Consider the following 22,340-nt stretch of genomic DNA (forward strand, 5'->3'; position numbering starts at 1 on the left):
TCTAAGTATTTTACATAAATGCTTATTTGAGGTTTTCAGTGTAAGCTGGAAATAAATTAAGGTGGTACCGCGTGAAATTTTCTCGCCCTTATTCCAATGTTTTTTTGGACAAGGGTGAGTTTTTATTTTGCTTTAAATTATTGAAAATGGAGGAATTTAATATGACAAAACAGCTATTAGTTTTACAATCCGATTTTGGTATTAGTGATGGTGCGGTCAGTGCAATGTACGGCGTGATTAATAGTGTTAGCATTGATTTACAAATATATGATTTAACGCACCAAATTCCTCAATTTAATATCTGGGAGGCATCATATCGTTTATTACAAACCGTTACTTATTGGCCTAAAAATACTATTTTTGTGTCTATTGTTGATCCTGGTGTTGGTTCGAAGCGACGTAGTGTAGCTGTTTTAACAGAGGATGGTCATTATATTATTACGCCAGATAACGGAACTTTAACGCATATTGCACATTATGGGACAATTAAAGAAGTTCGTCTTATTGATGAAGAAAAAAATCGCCTACCAAAGTCAGGTGCTTCTCATACATTTCATGGGCGCGATATTTTCGCCTATACAGCAGCTAGACTTGCAGCTGGTGTGATAAAATTTGACGATATCGGACCTAAAGCTGCCCCAGAATCCATTGTTTCTTTGAGTTTAAGCGATTCTTATATAGAAAATTCGCAAGCTTTTGGCACTATTGATATTATTGACCGTCCATTCGGCAATCTCTGGACAAATATTCGCCGAACCGATTTCCTGCAGCTAGACGCCAACTACGGTGATTCTATTGAAGTCCTAATCAAACACCACGACCGCGTAGTCTTTAAAAATTTTGTCACCTATAGTCGCTCATTCGCAGACTTGCGCATTGGTGAACCGCTCATCTATGTAAACTCGCTCGATAATCTTGGACTTGGTATTAATCAAGGTTCCTTTGTAGATGCTTATTCGGTAGGCACGGGTACCAGCTGGGAAGTCACTCTAAAAAAAGTATAAAAAAGCAGGGTCAAATATCTATATTGGATGTTTGACCCTGTTCGTATTTTATTTTGTATATTCTTTGACGATTGTTTCTTGTTTTTTATTTTTAAGGAATAAACTTAAAATCATCCCAATAGCCGCAAAAATAGCCGCAACCATAAACGCTGCTCGCATTCCGTCCAAGCTAGCATCTTGTGCTTTTTGCGCAAAACTAGCTGGATCCGTCGCCATAAGCGCTTTACCAGGCATATTGTCATTCGTTACATTCGTTAAAACTGTAATAAGAACCGCTGTCCCAATTGAACCAGCAATTTGTCGAATTGTATTATTTACTGCCGAACCATGGTTAATCAAGTGGTTAGGAAGTGCATTCATACCTGCAGTTGAAACTGGCATCATTGCCATCGAAATTCCAAAGAACCTCACTGCATAAAAGACAACAATATACCAAAGTGGCGTATCCATCGTTAAGAACATAAATGGAATTGTACCGATAGTTAAAATAGTAACACCAGTTATCGTTAACCATTTAGCTCCAATTTTATCAAAAATAATACCTGTAATTGGACTCATAATCCCCATAATTATCGCACCAGGAAGTAATAATAACCCTGATTGAAGTGCAGACTCCCCGCGAATTGTTTGAATATAAAGCGGCAATACAATTTCCGCTCCAATCATCGCCATTGTTACTATTGAACCAAGAATGACAGACAATGAAAATACAGGATATTTAAACACATGTAGTTCAAGCATTGGATTATCAATAACTAGTTGGCGCCAAACAAATAACGCAATAACAACCACACCAACAATTAACATTGTGATAACCGTTGCGTCCCCCCAACCATCATTACCAGCTGAACTAAATCCGTAAAGAAGCGATCCAAATCCAATGGAAGACATGACAATTGAAAGAAAATCAATTTTGGTATCCGTTAGCTTTACTACTTTTTTCATTCCAAAGAACGCTAAAATAATATCAATCACTGCAATTGGAATTAAAATGATAAATAATACACGCCAATCATACGAATCCACAATCCAACCAGACAAAGTTGGTCCAATTGCTGGAGCAAACGCAATAACGAGTCCCATCAGCCCCATTGCTGCCCCACGTTTTTCACGAGGGAAAATCAGCAAGAATATTGTTTGAAGTAAAGGCATCATAATCCCTGCACCAGCCGCTTGAACAATACGACCAGTAAGCAGTATCGGGAATGAACCCGCAACAGACGAAATAATTGTACCTATCGTAAATACAACCATCGCTGTAATAAATAATGTTTTCGAACTAATTTTTTCAATTAAAAGTGCTGTAATCGGAATCATAATCCCATTTGTCAGCAAGAAAGCTGTTGTTAACCATTGACCAGTTGCTGCTGTGATATGCAAATCATCCATAATCATTGGCAAAGCTGTTGCGAGTAACGTCTGATTCAAAATCGCTACAAATGCCCCAATAATCATTGTTACTACTAATAAACTTCTACTATACGATTTCCCATTAACATCAACGGGCCGTTCTACTGCTGTACTATTCAAAATTAATACCCCTTCCCATGTGGAAATTTCCAGATGAATAATAGAAGTATAATAAAAAAAGACCAACAAGTCAATAAAAAATGACTAGTTAGTCTAATTATTATAAAAGCCCGTTCACACAAGCTTCTAATTTATTTACTTCTTTAGTCAAACTCGCTGGCACATGTTGTTTTAGATATAAAAGCGTCCCTTGAACCATAAAATCTCTTGGTGCTTCATTATTATTAATTTCACCAACCAGCGCATTCATCGATTCCTTATATTGCCATTTATCCGAGTCAGCAATATCCGCACTATCAATTCCAATATTTAATTCCTCAAGCGCCTCTCGCAGTTTAGCCAGACGCTTCTTCCGTATCATCGTTTGGTCCGGCACCAAGTTTTCTGTATCAGCCTCCGTGAACACAATTTCTCTGCTCTCCAGAATGTCTTTAACAAGCGCATCTAATCTCCTCACAACATAAGGAATCGCTCGCTCAATCAATCCAGAATTAACATTTTTGCTCCCACTCGCAAAAACATACATCGCTGCCATACCACTTAGTAACATAGTGATATCATTAATATAAGGCTCTGTTTCCTTTCCATAAACATCTAACAATTGATTTTTAACCCATTCCATATTTTTAAGCCGCACATTCTGTAAAAATGCGTTAAAATCATCATCAATCATTGTCTGAGAAAAAGTAATATTTAAAATTTCCCCATTTTCCGTATAAAAATGAATAATAATTTTCAAGCATTCTGTAAAATTATCTTTCTTCGTCCCATCCAGCGCCATTGTATATTCCAAACGCTGATGTAACACAGAATACTCCTGCTTAAAAATCACAATCGCTAATTCCTCTTTTGAAGTAAAATAATTATAAAAAGTTCCCTTAGAAATTCCGGCTGCATCTACCATATCCTGCACAGAAGTTTTTAAGTAACCTTGCTTCTGAAACACTTCTTTAGCCGACTTAATAATCCGCTGTTTCTTCTCCTTCAAAAAAACACCCCATCCGTCCTATTATTATACCCCTAGTATAATTCATTTATACTTCCCATTCAAGCCTTCCCTAATAAATCCTTACACTATTTTTAAGCAAATAAAAAAGCCTCGCATTCTAGCGAAACATCCATTGTAATAGCATATTATATTAAGCCACTTGTCGGATTTGAACCGACGACCCCTTCCTTACCATGGAAGTGCTCTACCAACTGAGCTAAAGCGGCAGCAAAGCCTTTCAAATAAAAAAATGGCTCCACAGGCAGGACTCGAACCTGCGACCGATCGGTTAACAGCCGATTGCTCTACCAACTGAGCTACTGTGGAATAATAAATTGCCCGGCAGCGACCTACTCTCGCAGGGGGAAACCCCCAACTACCATTGGCGCAGAGAAGCTTAACTACCGTGTTCGGGATGGGAACGGGTGTGACCTTCTCGCCATAACTACCAGACAATATACAGTTGTTGAAAGATTGCTCTCTCAAAACTAGAGAAGAAAGGGTTCAGTTAGGTAACTTCGTTTCATTTTTTGGTTAAGTCCTCGATCGATTAGTATTTGTCCGCTCCATGTATCGCTACACTTCCACTCCAAACCTATCTACCTGATCATCTTTCAGGGATCTTACTTTCCGAAGAAATGGGAAATCTCATCTTGAGGGGGGCTTCACGCTTAGATGCTTTCAGCGTTTATCCCTGCCACACATAGCTACCCAGCGATGCTCCTGGCGGAACAACTGGTACACCAGCGGTGTGTCCATCCCGGTCCTCTCGTACTAAGGACAGCTCCTCTCAAATTTCCTGCGCCCGCGACGGATAGGGACCGAACTGTCTCACGACGTTCTGAACCCAGCTCGCGTGCCGCTTTAATGGGCGAACAGCCCAACCCTTGGGACCGACTACAGCCCCAGGATGCGACGAGCCGACATCGAGGTGCCAAACCTCCCCGTCGATGTGGACTCTTGGGGGAGATAAGCCTGTTATCCCCGGGGTAGCTTTTATCCGTTGAGCGATGGCCCTTCCATGCGGAACCACCGGATCACTAAGCCCGACTTTCGTCCCTGCTCGACTTGTCAGTCTCGCAGTCAAGCTCCCTTGTGCCTTTACACTCTGCGAATGATTTCCATCCATTCTGAGGGAACCTTTGGGCGCCTCCGTTACTCTTTAGGAGGCGACCGCCCCAGTCAAACTGCCCACCTGACACTGTCTCCCCACGCGCTAAGCGTGGCGGGTTAGAATGGTCATACAGCCAGGGTAGTATCCCACCATTGCCTCCTCGTATGCTAGCGCACACGTCTCTTCGGCTCCTACCTATCCTGTACAAGCGGTACAAACATTCCATATCAGGTTGCAGTAAAGCTCCACGGGGTCTTTCCGTCCTGTCGCGGGTAACCTGCATCTTCACAGGTACTATAATTTCACCGAGTCTCTCGTTGAGACAGTGCCCAGATCGTTGCGCCTTTCGTGCGGGTCGGAACTTACCCGACAAGGAATTTCGCTACCTTAGGACCGTTATAGTTACGGCCGCCGTTTACTGGGGCTTCAATTCGTACCTTCGCCGAAGCTAAGCACTCCTCTTAACCTTCCAGCACCGGGCAGGCGTCAGCCCCTATACGTCACCTTACGGTTTTGCAGAGACCTGTGTTTTTGCTAAACAGTCGCCTGGGCCTATTCACTGCGGCTCTCTCGGGCTTGCACCCTAATAGAGCACCCCTTCTCCCGAAGTTACGGGGTCATTTTGCCGAGTTCCTTAACGAGAGTTCTCTCGCTCACCTTAGGATTCTCTCCTCATCTACCTGTGTCGGTTTGCGGTACGGGCAGTACTACTCTTCCTAGAGGCTTTTCTTGACAGCGTGAAATCAGGAACTTCCGTACTTTATTTCCTTCCCCATCACAGCTCATGCTTCGCGAGAAGCGGATTTGCCTACTTCTCACACTCACTGCTTGGACGCACATTTCCATTCGTGCGATTCCCTATCCTTCTGTGTCACCCCATCGGTTAAACAATTAGCACTGGTACAGGAATCTCTACCTGTTGTCCATCGCCTACGCCTATCGGCCTCGGCTTAGGTCCCGACTAACCCTGAGCGGACGAGCCTTCCTCAGGAAACCTTAGATATTCGGTGGAAGGGATTCTCACCCTTCTTTCGCTACTCATACCGGCATTCTCACTTCTAAGCGCTCCACCAGTCCTTCCGGTCTGACTTCACCGCCCTTAGAACGCTCTCCTACCACGAACCTCCAAAGAGGTTCATCCACAGTTTCGGTAATATGTTTAGCCCCGGTACATTTTCGGCGCGGGGTCACTCGACCAGTGAGCTATTACGCACTCTTTCAATGGTGGCTGCTTCTAAGCCAACATCCTGGTTGTCTAAGCAACCCCACATCCTTTTCCACTTAACATATATTTGGGGACCTTAACTGGTGGTCTGGGCTGTTTCCCTTTCGACTACGGATCTTATCACTCGCAGTCTGACTCCCGAGTATAAGTACATGGCATTCGGAGTTTATCTGAATTCGGTAACCCGAGAAGGGCCCCTAGTCCAAACAGTGCTCTACCTCCATGACTCTTTACCTCGAGGCTAGCCCTAAAGCTATTTCGGAGAGAACCAGCTATCTCCAAGTTCGATTGGAATTTCTCCGCTACCCACACCTCATCCCCGCACTTTTCAACGTGCGTGGGTTCGGACCTCCAGTAAGTATTACCTTACCTTCATCCTGGACATGGGTAGATCACCTGGTTTCGGGTCTACGACTTGTTACTTATGCGCCCTATTCAGACTCGCTTTCGCTACGGCTCCGCTTTTTCCGCTTAACCTTGCAACAAATCGTAACTCGCCGGTTCATTCTACAAAAGGCACGCTATCACCCATTAACGGGCTCTAACTACTTGTAGGCACACGGTTTCAGGAACTGTTTCACTCCCCTTCCGGGGTGCTTTTCACCTTTCCCTCACGGTACTGGTTCACTATCGGTCACTAGGGAGTATTTAGCCTTGGGAGATGGTCCTCCCGGATTCCGACGGAATTTCACGTGTTCCGCCGTACTCAGGATCCACTCTGGAGGGAAAGCTATTTCAACTACCGGGCTGTTACCGTCTTTGGCGGGCCTTTCCAGACCGCTTCATTTATAACTTTCTTTTGTAACTCCGTATAGAGTGTCCTACAACCCCAAGAAGCAAGCTTCTTGGTTTGGGCTCTTTCCGTTTCGCTCGCCGCTACTCAGGAAATCGATTTTTCTTTCTCTTCCTCCAGGTACTTAGATGTTTCAGTTCCCTGGGTCTGCCTTCCTCACGCTATGTATTCACGTAAGGATACTATCCGACTAAAGATAGTGGGTTCCCCCATTCGGAAATCTCTGGATCAACGCTTACGTACAGCTCCCCAAAGCATATCGGTGTTAGTCCCGTCCTTCTTCGGCTCCTAGTGCCAAGGCATCCACCGTGCGCCCTTTCTAACTTAACCAATTTACTTCAACGAAGTAAAGGTTGTTTTTCTAATCGTCGGTATCAGCGATGATACTTCGAATTAGATGAAAGATTCACTTTCAGATGATTCTCGGTTACTTGTGTCATAAATAATTACTTATCTATGCTAACTTTACTAACTTTCTTATCTAGTTTTCAAAGAACAATTTTGGTGGAGCCTAGCGGGATCGAACCGCTGACCTCCTGCGTGCAAAGCAGGCGCTCTCCCAGCTGAGCTAAGGCCCCTTAAAAGGGATATAATATTTTGTTTTCTTTGTGTCAGAAAGAAAAAGTGGGCCTAAATGGACTCGAACCATCGACCTCACGCTTATCAGGCGTGCGCTCTAACCAGCTGAGCTATAGGCCCGTCAATAATGTAGTGGCACTATGCTCCAGAGCATGTAGCCTTGCGTACTTTATCTGACATAAAAGAGAGTAACCTCTCAAAACTGAACAAACAGAGAAGAACGAAAACACACAGGTTTCCTTTTCCTTAGAAAGGAGGTGATCCAGCCGCACCTTCCGATACGGCTACCTTGTTACGACTTCACCCCAATTATCTGTCCCACCTTCGGCGGCTGGCTCCATAAAGGTTACCCTACCGACTTCGGGTGTTACAAACTCTCGTGGTGTGACGGGCGGTGTGTACAAGGCCCGGGAACGTATTCACCGTGGCATGCTGATCCACGATTACTAGCGATTCCGGCTTCATGTAGGCGAGTTGCAGCCTACAATCCGAACTGAGAATGGTTTTATGGGATTGGCTCCACCTCGCGGCTTCGCGACCCTTTGTACCATCCATTGTAGCACGTGTGTAGCCCAGGTCATAAGGGGCATGATGATTTGACGTCATCCCCACCTTCCTCCGGCTTGCACCGGCAGTCACTTTAGAGTGCCCAACTAAATGCTGGCAACTAAAATTAAGGGTTGCGCTCGTTGCGGGACTTAACCCAACATCTCACGACACGAGCTGACGACAACCATGCACCACCTGTCACTTTGTCCCCGAAGGGAAAGCTCTGTCTCCAGAGTGGTCAAAGGATGTCAAGACCTGGTAAGGTTCTTCGCGTTGCTTCGAATTAAACCACATGCTCCACCGCTTGTGCGGGCCCCCGTCAATTCCTTTGAGTTTCAACCTTGCGGTCGTACTCCCCAGGCGGAGTGCTTAATGCGTTAGCTGCAGCACTAAGGGGCGGAAACCCCCTAACACTTAGCACTCATCGTTTACGGCGTGGACTACCAGGGTATCTAATCCTGTTTGCTCCCCACGCTTTCGCGCCTCAGCGTCAGTTACAGACCAGAGAGTCGCCTTCGCCACTGGTGTTCCTCCACATATCTACGCATTTCACCGCTACACGTGGAATTCCACTCTCCTCTTCTGCACTCCAGTCTTCCAGTTTCCAATGACCCTCCCCGGTTAAGCCGGGGGCTTTCACATCAGACTTAAAAGACCGCCTGCGCGCGCTTTACGCCCAATAAATCCGGACAACGCTTGCCACCTACGTATTACCGCGGCTGCTGGCACGTAGTTAGCCGTGGCTTTCTGGTTAGATACCGTCAAGGGACAAGCAGTTACTCTTATCCTTGTTCTTCTCTAACAACAGTACTTTACGATCCGAAAACCTTCTTCATACACGCGGCGTTGCTCCGTCAGACTTTCGTCCATTGCGGAAGATTCCCTACTGCTGCCTCCCGTAGGAGTCTGGGCCGTGTCTCAGTCCCAGTGTGGCCGATCACCCTCTCAGGTCGGCTATGCATCGTTGCCTTGGTAGGCCATTACCCTACCAACTAGCTAATGCACCGCGGGCCCATCTGTAAGCGATAGCCGAAACCATCTTTCAAAGCCGTGGCATGCGCCACCACTTATTATTCGGTATTAGCCCCGGTTTCCCGGAGTTATCCCCAACTTACAGGCAGGTTGCCCACGTGTTACTCACCCGTCCGCCACTAACTTTGGAAGAGCAAGCTCTTCCTCCGTTCGTTCGACTTGCATGTATTAGGCACGCCGCCAGCGTTCGTCCTGAGCCAGGATCAAACTCTCTTTAAAATATAAATTGAATTTGAATACTTATTCAACACCGTGAATAAGATTCCTTGCGTCAAATTGACTTCGCTAGCAATTAAATTACTAGTTTGTTTTTGTTGAAAACAGCTTTCTGTTTTCTGCCCTGCGATTACCAGTGAGACTTTACGTCTCATTGCTTTTCGTCTTCTTCTTTGTTCAGTTTTCAAAGGTCAGTTTCTTTTGCTGCTAAAGCGTTTGTCCGTATCAGCAACGTTTATAAATATACCAAGATTTTTGCCTTTCGTCAATACTTTTTATAAAGTTTTTATAATAAATATGGAATTATTTTCTCTGCAAGTGTTTTGAAAGCATTCGCAGCTGGGCTTGATGGGCTGTATATCGCTGCAGTATAGCCTTTTTCATTGAAATTTGGTTGTTCGATTGGTAACTGAATTAAAAGTTGTGTTTCTAGGTCAGCTGCTACTTTTTCTCCGCCGCCTTGGCCAAATATCTTTAACGTTTGCCCATCATCAAGAGTAAGGTAAGACATATTTTCAATAACACCTATAATATTATGGTTATTTTTAGTGGCCATGTAACCTGCGCGTGACGCAACTGATGCAGCAGCAAAATGTGGCGTTGTAACGATTAGTTCATTACATCTTGGAATTAGTGTATGGATATCTAAAGCAACATCACCCGTACCAGGCGGTAAATCGATAAGTAAATAATCTAAGTCTCCCCATCTTACTTCTTCTAAAAACATCTTTATCATCTTTCCGAGCATTGGACCACGCCAAATAACTGGTTCTCCAGATTCCACAAAAAAATCCATTGAAATCATTTGAATGCCATTTGTTTTGACTGGAATGATTTGGCCATTTTCTTTGCGCGGGGATTCTGTTGTACCGAGCAAAACCGGAATACTAAAACCATAGATATCAGCATCAAGTAATCCTACTTTCTTGCCTTGGTTTGCCAGTGCTATAGCTAGGTTTGCTGCGACTGTTGATTTACCGACGCCGCCCTTCCCGCTCGCTATCGCTAAAAATTTAGTCTTGCTGGTTTCTGATAAGATATTATCTCTTGCTTGAAAAATACGATCAATGACCGCTGCTGGAAGGTATTCAAGCTCTATATTTATCTCATTTACACCGAACTGAGTTAAAAGTTCTTCTATATTATGAACAAAATGGTCTGTTTCAATTGCTGGATCTGCCAAAGCGATTTTAATATTTGCTGTTTCTTCATGGACTTGTACTTCTAATATACCTTCTGTTTCTTCCAAACTCGCTTCTAAAACAGGATCTTGTAGCCGATATAATAATCTAGTAATTTGTTGTTCATTTAACATCTTTTTAAACCTCCAAAAATGAATGCGCTGACATATTGAATATTATAGCATGGCTACTTATTTTTTTCACATGTTAAAAATTCTTTTCTTTAGCGGCATCTATACAATAAAAAAGATTACAATTGAGAGTTTATATTTAAATAAAACGTACTAAAAACCTTCTTAAAAGAGATTTCACAAATTTTACACATTTTAAATTTCATTCTAAAAGCTATATATATCAATCAGTTTCGCCTTTTGTCTTGTTTTCGTCATAGAATTGTAACAGACTATTTCTTTTGTTTGTTGCTAATATAGTGGCAGATATAGTAAAAAGGAGTGCGTTCGATTTTGGAGAGAAAGTTTATAAAAACAGGGATTATCATGCTTATTGTAGCATTTTTAGTGGTTTCATTAAATGTTGGAGCAGAAACGGGAAATTCTAGGACTGCTCAAGTGGCGTTAAGCTCTTCGCAACAATCGTTTATTGACGAAATTTTACCAGCTGCCCAAGACGGATATCAAAATGGCAAACTCTTGACTAGCGTAACGCTTGCTCAAGCAATTTTGGAATCTAATTGGGGCGAAAGTGGTTTAAGTAAGAATTCTAATAACTTATTTGGAATTAAAGGTACATATGAAGGTAAGTCTGTTTCAATGGACACGATGGAAGCCTCTGGAGCGACAACTGCTAATTTCCGAGTTTATCCAAGTTGGAAAGAATCGATTGAAGATCATACAGATTTAATTACACAAAACGACCGTTATAAAGGCGCCGTTGGTGAAACTGATTACCGAAAATCTTTACAAGCTATAAAAGATGGTGGTTATGCTACTGATCCGGAGTATGTTTCAAAATTAGTAGCTATTATTGAACGTTATAATTTAGATCAATACGATATTGTTTATGACAAAATTGAGTCCCATCACAAAGTTGCCGCTATAGGAACCGTATCACCGAATAAAACACAAGAAACCATTTGGTCTGCGCCTTTTAACACTGCAAATTCGGAGGAAGTCGGGAAACTAGCTAGTTACTCGAATCGTAATTTAGAAGTTTCTTGGGAAGCTAAGACAGAAAAAGGTTTATGGTATTTCTTACGTGAAAATAATAAAGATATTGGTTGGGTAAATAGTAATGCCCTTAATCTAAGTTATCATCAGAAAAACGACGAAAACATAAATGCAACTAAATATGTAGATGATATGGGTGCGCATATTTACCGTTTACCTAGTCCTGAAAAGCAATTTGATAATGGTACAATTGCACAATATGACAAGAAAACACTTCATGCTGATAAAAAAATCACTCGTGATGGATACGCTTGGTTCCGTCTTTCTGAAAGTAATGAAGTAATCGGTTGGGTTCGCGCAGATAAATTGAATGATCGTTTATATGACCGTATTACTGAACAAACCACGTATAATGGCTATGCGACAGTAAATAAAGCAGCGACTGATAATGTTTGGAGTGCCCCTTTTAACACTAAGAATTCGAATAAAATAGCACCTCTTACTGATTATAATGCAGCGAAACTAGAGCTTGTATCGCGCGCTAAAGTTGCTAACACCATATGGTACGAGTTTAAACTAGATGGCAAACTAATTGGTTGGACTAGTGAAAAGGATTTAAACATTATCTATACTCCTGAAAACGAAAAACCAACAACTCAAGTCGCTTACGTAAAAAATCCAACAGCAATGCTTTATAATAAACCCGTAGAAACAACAAGCACTCAAACAAAAGAAATCGGTTTTTATTATGGTAAGTTACTAGCTGTTGATAAAGAAGCTACTATTCAAGCTGAAAAATGGGTTCATATTAAAGATAGTAATAACTCACTTGGCTGGATTAAAGCAGAAGACATTCAACGTTAATTTTAAAAAGAGGGCCCAGATAATTTCTGACCCTCTTTTTTTATATATTTTCAATTAGATATTCATTTTGCGGCTAGCCATCCATTTAATCATTTCTGGATCCGAATGAGAGAAGAATTGACTCTCCCCTTGATTTAAAGTAGCAATTTCAGCCTTATCTTCTTCGTTTAATTCAAAATCAAATATATTTAAATTTTGAGCCATTCGTTCTGGTTTTACAGATTTAGCTAACACAATAATATCTTGTTCCACTAACCAGCGTAAAATCACTTGTGCTGCTGATTTTTCGTATTTCATGCCAATTTTTGTTAAAACAGGGTTGTTAAAAATATCATTCTTTCCTTCCGCGAACGGGGCCCACGCTTCGACAGCAACGCCTTCTTTGTGTAGCACCTCAATATTTTTCGATTGTTGTTGGAAAGGATTAATTTCAATTTGATTAACTTGAGGCGTTACATCGTTGAAGGCAGCTAAATCAATCACTCGATCCACACCAAAATTTGATACACCAATAGCTTTAATTTTCCCTTGGGCTTGTAGTTCTTCCATTGCCATCCAAGCCCCGTAAACATCATTATATGGCTGATGAATTAATAGTAAATCGACATATTCCAATCCCAAACGTTTCAATGACTGATCAAATGAGCTCATGACGCCTTTATAACTCACATTCTCTACCCAGATTTTTGTAGTAATAAAAAGTTCTTTTCGGTCCACACCAGAAGCCGCTATCCCGCGCCCGACCGCTTCTTCGTTCATATAACTTTGCGCAGTATCAATATGACGATATCCTGCAGTAATCGCATCTTTCACTGCTTGTTCCGCTTCAACTGCATCCGTAATTTGATATGTTCCAAAGCCGAGAATAGGTACTTCTACACCATTATTTAATTTCACTGTTTTCATTTGAAAATCCTCCTATTATATTCAAAATTTGTTTCGTTCCCACAATTTTTCTACATTCTCTGCTGTTAGTTCACCTGTTTTAAATTTTGCAATGTGACTATCGTATGAGTCGATTTTATATACAAGTAAATTCCTCACGCGTTTCATCTCTGCTAGCTTTTCGTCTAATTCTTTGAGTTGGTCAATTAAAACCTGCTTTTGCGCCGCTTCGACATCTTGGGTTTCTCTCAGTTGGGCAAGCGTAGCAAACTCAATTAACGATTCCACGGATAATCCAGCATTTCGCAAATTCTTCACGAGATAAACCCAATTCAAATCGCTCGTTTTATAGTCCCGATAACCACTTTCATTGCGATGAACTGGCGGAATCACGCCCACTCGCTCATAATAACGCAACGTATCAACCGTAAGATCAAACATATCGGCCGCTTGTTTGATATTCATCCTCCATCACCTCGTTTCGTCCTTTACATATAGAATTATAAACCCTGGAGTTCACACCAAGGCAAGAATTTATGCATATTTTTTGAGGGAAATAAAAAACTCTCTGCAAATGAGAGAGTTTAGTTGTCTAGTAAAATGATTTTTTGAACATATTCCGGATCTATTTGGGCAGGAGAAGTTTCTAGGATTTCGAACTCTTTAGTTAAAATGACTTTTACATTATCATTTTCATGTAGATCGGTTAGTTTTATTTTGTTTCCAGCCTCGTCGTAGTATTTATATTCAATTTTGAAGCGGATGTTAATAGGTGGATTGTCCTTTTCGTTTTTTTCCTTGAAATTTTTAATTAGAACGGAGCTTTCTCCTACTTCGGCTATTGTACCTGTTGCTTCCGTTGTATCTATTTGGGTTTGTTGTTCGGCAGTTGAACATGCCACGAGGAGGAGCATTATCGTGCAAAAAATAAAAATGATGGATGTTTTTTTCATGGTGGTGTCTCCTTTTTATTTTAGGTTGGTATAGTTGAAATTCTTGTTTTTAATGATTAATAGTTCTCTATCTCTTAAGATTAGATTTTCAACTTTTAAATCTTCCATAGCTCTTTCTGTTTTGTTGGTTAAAGTTTAGTCTTCTTCACTTTTCCATGCAGTAAATAGTTCTAGTGTATCACTTTTTTTACTAGCATTTATGATGTAATTGTATAATATTTTTAAGCTTTTAAGTTCATATACATCTCCAATATACTCATCCATTAAAGCTAGTTCCCCTTCACTTATAGCAGCCTAGTATTTACAAGTTGAACTAAAATGTCTAGAAAATGAAAATATTTCTTTTGTGTCCTAATCAATATTATTTTCAAAGTTTAAACTTAAAAAATCTAAATCATTTTGATATACACGAAAAAGCTTACTCACTATCGTTTTTCTCAAGAAAGACATTACAGTATGCTAGTGTTATCTTGCCTATAGTTGGTTTTACTCACCTTATACTTATATAGTTATATTTTAATATCTAAAAAAATTTGGTAAAATTGACTCTTTTTTATTGCTAATTAAACTATCATTCAAAATAACATAGCAAGTTAAAATAAGGCTTTGTCCGTTATCAACTTTTCATTAAGTAGCGCTGTTTCGGAGCTTTTTTTGTGCAGATTTTTTAACTTTTTAACTCAAAAAATGCTATGGCATCATATACTATCAAACTAATTTAAATTCCATTCATCTCTTTATCTAATTATTATGAACCTTTGATTATTATAGCATATCTTGTTAATTTTGTTATAATAATCACAATGCACTTTTATACTAATGTTTTTCTAGGAATCATCTTTGTGGATGGTTCCTTTTTATTTGTATCTAATTGAACCTAACTCGTAAACGTACCCGAACAAAAAAGCATTTCCCTCCAAAAAGGGAAATGCCTTGAAATGATGATAATTAACGTTTTGAGAACTGAGGTGCACGACGCGCGCCTTTAAGTCCTGGTTTTTTACGTTCTTTCATACGTGAATCACGAGTAAGTAGGCCAGCAGATTTAAGTGCTGGGCGGTACTCAGGAGCCACTTGTAATAGTGCACGAGCTACACCATGACGGATAGCACCGGCTTGACCAGTGTAACCACCACCGCGAACGTTTACTAGTACATCATAGTTACCTAAAGTTTCTGTAGCTACTAAAGGTTGTTTGATAACTTCACGAAGAGCTGCAAATGGGATGTAATCTTCCCAGTCTCTATTGTTAATAACGATTTTGCCGTCGCCTGGTACTAAACGTACGCGAGCTACAGAGCTTTTACGACGACCAGTTCCGTAATATTGTACTTGAGCCACTTAGTATTCCTCCTTTATTAATTAACCGCGTAATTCGTATACTTCTGGTTGTTGAGCTGCATGTTCGTGCTCAGATCCACCATATACGTGTAATTTTTTGAATAATTGACGTCCAAGAGAATTTTTTGGAAGCATACCTTTGATAGATAGTTCTAATAATTTCTCAGGATTGTTTGTACGCATTTCGCCTGCAGTACGAGATTTCAAACCGCCTGGATATTGAGAGTGACGGTAGTAAATTTTGTCAGTAGCTTTTTTACCAGTAAGACCAATCTTACCAGCGTTGATGATGATTACAAAGTCTCCAGTGTCGATATGTGGAGTAAATTGTGGTTTGTTTTTTCCGCGAAGAATTGAAGCAACTTCACTGGATAAACGTCCTAAAGAAACACCAGTAGCGTCGATAACGTACCATTTACGTTCTACTTCGCCGGGTTTCGCCATATAAGTTGTACGCATGAATTACCCTCCTAAATAAATTGAAACAAATTAGCTCCCGAAAACTGTTCCTAATTCCCGAAATGCTATTCTATATTTTTATTGTTTAAACACAACAACCTTCCGGGGCTTATTGTGGGGCAAACAATACCATAGTCCATAATACAGTTTTTAGAGTAAAAAGTCAATGCGTTATACAAAAAAACATCCAATTTTTATTCATAGTCAACTCGCCATAAATACAACCCTTGTGGTGGGGCAGTTTTGCTAATGAGTTTTTGACGATCACGTGCTAACAAAGCTTCGGTAATATCCTCCGAGGAAATCCGCCCTTGACCCGCATCAAGCAACGTTCCAGTCAAAATTCGCACCATGTTGTATAAGAATCCATTCCCTTGAAAAGCAATCACCAAAGTTTCTTCATCTTCTTCATAAAAATCGATACTATAAAGCGTCCGTACTTTGGAATCACGCTCTGTCCTCGCCGAACAAAAACTAGTAAAATCATGTTCGCCAATTAAGCATTCACTTGCTAACTTCATTTTTGCAATATCTAATTCATATGGATAATGGAGTGCAAAGTTACGACTAAAAGGGTCGAAAATCTTTGTTCGTTTTACAATATAACGGTATTCTTTTCCAACTGTGCCAAATCTAGCGTGGAAATCAGCTGGCGCCTCGTCAACCGTTAAAAAACTAATATCAAATGGTGTCATGACTTGCAAGGCCTTTTGAAATTTATCTGCTGTAATATCCAAATCTGAATCAAAATGAATTACCTGACCCTTTGCATGAACACCAGTGTCTGTTCTTCCCGATGCTGTAATACGAACATTCTTACCTTTATGCATTTTTTTAAGCGCTTTTTCAATTTCTGCTTGGACGGTGCGAGCATTTGGTTGTATTTGATAACCATAAAACCCGCTGCCATCATACGAAATTATCGCTTTATATCTTGTCATCCAGTTCAACTCCGCAACCAAAATAATAATCCACTTAACACTACCAAAGAAATAAGTAACAAGGTATCCATAAATTTCCAGCGTAGTAAACGAAATCTCGTTCTTCCTTTACCACCGCGATAACCACGTGCTTCCATCGCAATCGCCAAGTCTTCCGCACGCTTAAATGCACTAATAAAAAGTGGGACAAGTAACGGAATAATCGCTTTGATTCGATCACTCCATTTCCCACTCGTGAATTCTACCCCACGAGCTTTTTGCGCTTTTAAAATTTTCTCCGTTTCATCCATCAATGTTGGAATAAATCGCAAAGAAATACTAAGCATTAAAGCAAGTTCATGTACTGGTAAATGCACTAATCGAAAAGGAGCTAAAATTTTCTCCAGTCCATCTGTTAGTTCAATTGGGCTTGTCGTTAATGTTAAAAGTGTTGTCATAAAAATAATCAGAACAAAACGGCAAAACATCATCGCACCATTCGCCAGTCCAAGTGTCGTTATTTGTAACAACCCTAAATCAACTAAAACTGTTCCGCCTTTTGTAAAAAAGACTTGCAATAAAAGCGTGATTAAAATAAGCCAAAAAATGGGTTGTAATCCTTTAATAAAAAATAAAAATGGCACTTTCGAAGTTAGGACTAAATACAAAACATACATAAACATGAGCACATACGTCAACCAGTTATTTGCTAAAAACACAATCGCTATAAATGCCATCACAGCGGTAATTTTCGCACGTGGATCAATTCGATGTAACCAAGAGTTCCCCGGGATATATCGCCCGAGAATCATTTTATCCATCATAATTAAGCCCCGCCCTTCGCTAAATAAGGCGCCATTTCCGTTATTAATTCAGCAATAGTTAAACATGTTTTCGTTAATTTAACATTAAACTTACGCTCAAAAAGCCCTTGAAATCTCACCACATCAGGTACAGACAAGCCAAGATCAACCAGTGCATCTGGCTTCGCAAAAATTTCACGCGGCGAACCTATTTGGAGAACCGTCCCGGCTTTCATCAAAACAATCTTTTCCGCATAACGAGCGGCATCTTCCATACTATGTGTAACAAGCACTGTCGTTAGTCCTTTTTCTTTATGCAAATTATAGAACATTTCCATAATCTCTTCTCGGCCATGAGGATCTAGTCCCGCTGTAGGCTCATCTAATACAAGTACTTCTGGATCCATCGCTAAAACACCTGCAATCGCTACACGGCGCATTTGCCCGCCGGAAAGTTCGAACGGCGAACGTGACAAAATTTCTTCTGTCAATCCAACTTCATAAATTACTTTTTTAGCTCGAAGTTTTGCATCTTCTTCTGAAACTCCAAAGTTCATTGGTCCAAAGCAAATATCCTTCTCAACCGTTTCTTCAAAAAGTTGTGCTTCTGGAAATTGAAATACAATCCCGACTTTTTTACGTAAATCACGAAGTTTCTTTTGTTTAACGCCAGCAACAATTTCTCTCTCTCCGACCGTTATTTTACCTTCTGTAGGCATTAACAGCGCATTAAGATGTTGCAGTAAGGTCGATTTCCCAGAACCTGTATGTCCAATAATTGCAGAATAGCTACCAGAATCAAAGGAAACATTTACATCAAGTAATGCTCGCTTTTCAAAAGGGCTATTTTTTTGATAACAATAACCTAGTTGTTCGAGTTTAATTTCCATAATTGATCTAGTAATGCTCCTTCCGATAGCACGGTACTCTCTGTTTCAAAGCCACCTGCAACTAGTTTTTCTTGTAATTCAATAATAAATGGCACACCTAGGCCGATTTCTCGCATCGCATCTGCTTGCTGGAAAATTTCTTGCGGCGTACCCTCACTATGGATTTCTCCATTATTCATAACAATAACCCGGTCCGCAAAAAGCACTTCATCTAAATCATGCGTAATTGAGATAACGGTAATATCTTCTTGTTCACGCATAATCCGAATTGTTTCCATTACTTCGGCGCGTCCTCTCGGGTCAAGCATGGAAGTTGCTTCGTCCAAAATAATCACATCTGGCTGAAGTGCTAAAACCCCTGCAATCGCGACACGTTGTTTTTGTCCACCAGAAAGTCTAGCAGGTTCATGTAGCGCGTAACTTTGCATTCCTACTTCATTTAAAGCTGACTCTACTCGCTTCACCATCGTATCATGCGGAACACCATGATTCTCCAGACCAAACGCGACATCATCTTGGACAGTAGCTCCAACAAATTGGTTATCCGGATTTTGAAAAACCATTCCAACTTGCCGTCTAATTTCCCATATATTTTTTTCGGACAAAACAAAATGCCCGATTTTAATTAAACCCTCTTCCGGAAAAAGTAAGCCATTGAGTAATTTGGCAATAGTTGATTTACCTGAGCCATTATGTCCAACAAGCGCGACCCATTCCCCTTTTTCAGCAGAAATAGATACATCTTTCACTGCATATTTTTCCGCATCCTCATATTTATAAAAAACGTGTTCTAATCTCACAAAACTTTCTGCCACGCTAAACACCTCACTTTTTGACCATTCATTGTTTATTATAGTATAAACATCCATCCGGCGCAAAATTTCCTTTTTGTTGGTTTTGCTTTTTAGCTATGGGGAATTATAGTATCGTTAAGGAAGTGATAGCTATGTTGGCAGATTTTATTTTACGCCTTGTTGTTGCTGGTATCCTCGGAGCAGTTATTGGGCTTGACCGAGAAATCAGGGCTAAAGAAGCTGGATTTCGGACACATTTTCTTGTTTCTCTTGGTAGTGCTTTGATTATGATTGTATCTCAATATGGTTTTTCTCAAAACGCCACCATGCAAACTGTATCGTTCGACCCGAGCCGTGTCGCTGCCCAAGTGGTAAGTGGTATAGGTTTTATTGGTGCTGGTACAATTATTATTCAAAAGAAGTTTGTTCGTGGACTTACAACAGCTGCTGGTCTTTGGGCTACAGCAGGAATCGGTCTTGCAGTTGGAGCTGGGATGTACTCGGTCAGTATTGCGGCCACGTTACTCACATTAATTGGTTTGGAATTTCTTAGTATCGTTTTCAAATCGATTTCCCTTCATACAACTTCATTAACTTATTCCACTGACAATCAAGAAAATTTAGTGAAAATCACCGACAAAATCCAGCAAAATAAACAACAAATTATTTCATACACTAGTGAAAAAGAATTGGTCGGAAATAGTCTATTTATACGAGTTAATATTGTAGTAAAAACCAAGAATAAGAACGATCAATACGAACTATTTCACTTTATCCAAACACTACCAGATATAACCGTCGAAAAAATGGAATAAAATGCTACTTTTTCGCTATTTTAAGCCAAATTGTTCACAGAATATCCATTTACTTACATCTTCCCATTTTGCTATAATTCACCCGTCAGCATAAACTGAACAGAAAGAAGGGATGAGATGAAAAAATTTGTAACCTCAGATCGTTCGATTCATAAGATGGATGAATCAACAGAACCTGTGATTACAGTGAAAGACGGCTCCGTTGTGACAATAAAAATAAAAGATCACTTCAACGGCCAAATCAACGAAGAACAGCTTCATTACGGGGAAATAGATTGGAAGCAGTTTTCACCAACCACTGGCCCAATATATGTAGATGGTGCACGGCCAGGAGATTTACTCGCAATAACGATTGAAAAAATCAAACTCACAAGCAAAGACGTCCTCTTATTAAATGGTCCAAACATCGGCATAACCGGTGAATTGTTGCCAAACAACTGCATCAGACGTTATAAAATCGAACGAAATAAAATTATTTACTCCGAAGAAATCCACATACGTTTGCGAAAAACAATTGGTTTACTAAAAACAGAATCTAATAAGCAAACCACCCCATTTCATATGTCTACTAAATACGGAGGCGCACTTGACTCTTCAGACATCACAGAAGGAGCAACCATATTTTTGCCAGTAGAAAAATACGGGGCAATGCTTCATATTGGTGATGTAAGAGCAACAACAGGATTTGGAAAAATCACTTCAACTAGTGCAGAAGCTCCAGCAGAAGTAACATTACGCCTGCAAGTATTAAAAAACAAGACAGCTCCCACACCTACGATAATTCATAAAAACAATTTGATTTGCCTCGCCTCAGATCTTACTATAGAAAACTCAACAAAAAAAGCTCTACAAAATATGTTAACACTACTCACTGAATCAGATAAAATAACATTGGAAGATGCGATATTTTTGTTGTCTTTACAAGCCGATTTCGAAGTTTGCCAATTAAGTAAAGCAAACATAAATACGAGTATAAAGTTATCTTTAGACTGCTTTCCAGAAATGCCATTTCTATAAAAAGAAGCCAGATTGCACTTTGATGCAATCTGGCTTTTTTATACTAATTCAAACAAACTACCTTGATATTCTTTTTCTAGAAAGCACGCCATATTCTTTGCTTCTTTCTCAACAAGTAGTTGATTTTTCTTTGTCATTTTTTTAGTAAGGTAAAATGTGAAAATGACTTTGTTTCCAGTTATTTTATATCGCCATGTGCCACAAAATAATCCGCCAACAATTAATACCGCTTCAATTTGTCCAGCCGGCCGCCAAATAAGACTAACTTCTTTTTCATTCGCCAACCAATCCTTCTTCCCATAAGACACAAAAAGCGGATCAAACTTACCTAATAAAAGTGGTTTTGGTTGTTGTATGTTAGTTTGAATTTCTGTTTTGCTATAGTAAATTTGACCATCTTCCCCTAGATAACTAAAATAATTCACTAAAATTTTATCTAATATGCTTTGAAATTCAAATTTCCGAAGACCAGTCCAATGCTTGAAATCATTTATTGTAGCTGGACCATAAGCACTAAAATATCTTTCAATCATAGTTTCAAGCCCTGTCTTATCCTGGTTAATTCCCCAGTCGCCTTGTTTATCGCTATTTATCCATTTTCTATGTGTATAAAATCTTGTTTTCGGGGATTCTGGCACACAAAAAAGAGTCCCATCTAAAGAACCTTGGATAAAAACTCCACCCCAAGTCATAAGCTCTTTTGCATGTTTTCCAAATAATTCCTTAAATGCTTCTTTAGGAATTTTCTTATCACTCAATAAAAGTTGCTCCATCTCATTAAGTAAATCGTCTAAATCGTGCCCTAGAGAGTCTGTATGCTTCCTTAACCAATTATTCTTGTCTGCGTATACATCATGAATAAAAAACCAATCAGCGGGCGCATACATATGCACAGTCATGCGCTGTCCCCATATTTTAATTAAATCATTTTGATCATAGCTTATTTGGAGTTCTTTCTTCGTCAAATCAAGTACCCGGTTAAACAAACTTATTTCACCAAATTGTTGATACTGCGACTGAATGCCAAATAACGCACGAGAAGCATCGGGTGCGCTAGGAAATTTTTCTTGTAATAAGCCTGAATTATGTAATCTATTTAGAGCAACTTGTGACTTATCAACCGATTGCATACCTCATTCCTCCCTAGAAGAGCCTTTGGGATTTACTATAAATGCTATCGAAATAAATAACAAGTAAAAATGAAGCTTTTTAAATTTGACCTGCTAACGATTTTTACCGAAAAACAGGTCAAACAAAAAAA

Annotated in this window: 17 protein-coding genes, 4 tRNA genes, 3 rRNA genes and 1 other annotated feature (1 of these 25 only partly in view); of the genes, 4 read left to right on the plus strand and 20 right to left on the minus strand. The window is 40.1% G+C overall.

Annotated features, from left to right (window positions below; genetic code table 11):
• Positions 1–93, plus strand: a binding site (T-box leader) (it extends 159 nt beyond the left edge of the window).
• A 68-nt stretch (positions 94–161) separates the two neighbouring features.
• Positions 162–1,004, plus strand: a complete 843-nt coding sequence (locus tag LWE_RS12975; RefSeq protein ID WP_011703263.1) for an SAM hydrolase/SAM-dependent halogenase family protein — start codon at positions 162–164, stop codon at positions 1,002–1,004.
• 48 nt (positions 1,005–1,052) lie between these two features.
• On the opposite strand, the gene mdrT is transcribed toward LWE_RS12975, so the two are convergent.
• From mdrT to LWE_RS13025, 10 genes are all read right to left on the minus strand, one after another.
• On the minus strand, positions 1,053–2,534 hold the full coding sequence (gene mdrT / locus LWE_RS12980) for a cholic acid efflux MFS transporter MdrT (RefSeq protein ID WP_011703264.1): 1,482 nt from the start codon (positions 2,532–2,534) through the stop codon (positions 1,053–1,055).
• 100 nt (positions 2,535–2,634) lie between these two features.
• Entirely contained in the window at positions 2,635–3,522 is an 888-nt protein-coding gene (gene brtA / locus LWE_RS12985; RefSeq protein ID WP_011703265.1) for a bile-regulated transcriptional regulator BrtA, read from the minus strand.
• Between the two features lie 154 nt (positions 3,523–3,676).
• A tRNA-Thr gene (locus LWE_RS12990) sits at positions 3,677–3,749 on the minus strand.
• Between the two features lie 24 nt (positions 3,750–3,773).
• A tRNA-Asn gene (locus tag LWE_RS12995) sits at positions 3,774–3,849 on the minus strand.
• 10 nt (positions 3,850–3,859) lie between these two features.
• Positions 3,860–3,975, minus strand: a 5S ribosomal RNA gene (rrf, locus tag LWE_RS13000).
• Positions 3,976–4,052: 77 nt separating this feature from the next.
• Positions 4,053–6,984, minus strand: a 23S ribosomal RNA gene (locus LWE_RS13005).
• A gap of 172 nt (positions 6,985–7,156) precedes the next feature.
• Positions 7,157–7,232: transfer RNA gene (locus LWE_RS13010), tRNA-Ala, on the minus strand.
• A gap of 47 nt (positions 7,233–7,279) precedes the next feature.
• Positions 7,280–7,353, minus strand: a tRNA-Ile gene (locus tag LWE_RS13015).
• Between the two features lie 130 nt (positions 7,354–7,483).
• Positions 7,484–9,033, minus strand: a 16S ribosomal RNA gene (locus LWE_RS13020).
• Together the 16S, 23S and 5S rRNA genes with 4 tRNA genes alongside form the textbook arrangement of a ribosomal RNA operon.
• A 283-nt stretch (positions 9,034–9,316) precedes the next feature.
• Complete coding sequence (locus tag LWE_RS13025) at positions 9,317–10,345, minus strand: Mrp/NBP35 family ATP-binding protein (RefSeq protein WP_011703266.1); 1,029 nt, start codon at positions 10,343–10,345, stop codon at positions 9,317–9,319.
• Positions 10,346–10,675: 330 nt separating this feature from the next.
• Here LWE_RS13025 and LWE_RS13030 point away from each other — a divergent pair, with 330 nt between their 5' ends.
• The gene (locus tag LWE_RS13030) at positions 10,676–12,202 is read left to right on the plus strand and encodes a GW domain-containing glycosaminoglycan-binding protein (protein WP_011703267.1); all 1,527 of its coding nucleotides are present in this window, start codon (positions 10,676–10,678) and stop codon (positions 12,200–12,202) included.
• Positions 12,203–12,256: 54 nt separating this feature from the next.
• On the opposite strand, the gene LWE_RS13035 is transcribed toward LWE_RS13030, so the two are convergent.
• From LWE_RS13035 to LWE_RS13080, 9 genes are all read right to left on the minus strand, one after another.
• Positions 12,257–13,108, minus strand: coding sequence for an aldo/keto reductase (locus tag LWE_RS13035; RefSeq protein ID WP_011703268.1), 852 nt, complete (start codon positions 13,106–13,108; stop codon positions 12,257–12,259).
• Between the two features lie 21 nt (positions 13,109–13,129).
• Positions 13,130–13,552: a MerR family transcriptional regulator gene (locus LWE_RS13040; RefSeq protein WP_011703269.1), complete on the minus strand. Its 423-nt coding sequence runs from the start codon at positions 13,550–13,552 to the stop codon at positions 13,130–13,132.
• 119 nt (positions 13,553–13,671) lie between these two features.
• The gene (locus LWE_RS13045; protein ID WP_011703270.1) at positions 13,672–14,040 is read right to left on the minus strand and encodes a putative periplasmic lipoprotein; all 369 of its coding nucleotides are present in this window, start codon (positions 14,038–14,040) and stop codon (positions 13,672–13,674) included.
• Between the two features lie 948 nt (positions 14,041–14,988).
• Positions 14,989–15,381 (minus strand): 30S ribosomal protein S9, encoded by a 393-nt coding sequence (rpsI, locus tag LWE_RS13055; protein WP_003749666.1) that lies wholly within the window; start codon positions 15,379–15,381, stop codon positions 14,989–14,991.
• 21 nt (positions 15,382–15,402) lie between these two features.
• The gene (gene rplM, locus LWE_RS13060; RefSeq protein WP_003727703.1) at positions 15,403–15,840 is read right to left on the minus strand and encodes a 50S ribosomal protein L13; all 438 of its coding nucleotides are present in this window, start codon (positions 15,838–15,840) and stop codon (positions 15,403–15,405) included.
• Between the two features lie 194 nt (positions 15,841–16,034).
• Positions 16,035–16,781, minus strand: coding sequence for a tRNA pseudouridine(38-40) synthase TruA (truA, locus tag LWE_RS13065; RefSeq protein WP_011703272.1), 747 nt, complete (start codon positions 16,779–16,781; stop codon positions 16,035–16,037).
• Between the two features lie 5 nt (positions 16,782–16,786).
• The gene (locus LWE_RS13070) at positions 16,787–17,584 is read right to left on the minus strand and encodes an energy-coupling factor transporter transmembrane component T family protein (RefSeq protein WP_011703273.1); all 798 of its coding nucleotides are present in this window, start codon (positions 17,582–17,584) and stop codon (positions 16,787–16,789) included.
• Between the two features lie 2 nt (positions 17,585–17,586).
• Positions 17,587–18,453, minus strand: coding sequence for an energy-coupling factor ABC transporter ATP-binding protein (locus LWE_RS13075; protein WP_011703274.1), 867 nt, complete (start codon positions 18,451–18,453; stop codon positions 17,587–17,589).
• Positions 18,429–19,268 carry an energy-coupling factor ABC transporter ATP-binding protein gene (locus LWE_RS13080; RefSeq protein WP_011703275.1) on the minus strand — a complete coding sequence of 280 codons (840 nt, stop codon included), beginning with the start codon at positions 19,266–19,268 and terminating at the stop codon, positions 18,429–18,431. Before LWE_RS13080 ends, LWE_RS13075 begins: the two co-directional genes overlap by 25 nt.
• Positions 19,269–19,399: 131 nt before the next feature.
• Between LWE_RS13080 and LWE_RS13085 the strand changes: the two genes are divergently transcribed.
• Positions 19,400–20,062, plus strand: coding sequence for an MgtC/SapB family protein (locus tag LWE_RS13085; RefSeq protein WP_011703276.1), 663 nt, complete (start codon positions 19,400–19,402; stop codon positions 20,060–20,062).
• A 117-nt stretch (positions 20,063–20,179) separates the two neighbouring features.
• Positions 20,180–21,079 carry an acetamidase/formamidase family protein gene (locus LWE_RS13090; RefSeq protein WP_011703277.1) on the plus strand — a complete coding sequence of 300 codons (900 nt, stop codon included), beginning with the start codon at positions 20,180–20,182 and terminating at the stop codon, positions 21,077–21,079.
• Positions 21,080–21,117: 38 nt separating this feature from the next.
• Here LWE_RS13090 and LWE_RS13095 read toward each other — a convergent pair whose 3' ends face one another.
• Entirely contained in the window at positions 21,118–22,209 is a 1,092-nt protein-coding gene (locus LWE_RS13095) for a DNA glycosylase AlkZ-like family protein (RefSeq protein WP_011703278.1), read from the minus strand.
• Positions 22,210–22,340: the final 131 nt, after the last annotated feature.

Source organism: Listeria welshimeri serovar 6b str. SLCC5334, from assembly GCF_000060285.1.
In the GTDB taxonomy this organism is placed as follows: domain Bacteria; phylum Bacillota; class Bacilli; order Lactobacillales; family Listeriaceae; genus Listeria; species Listeria welshimeri.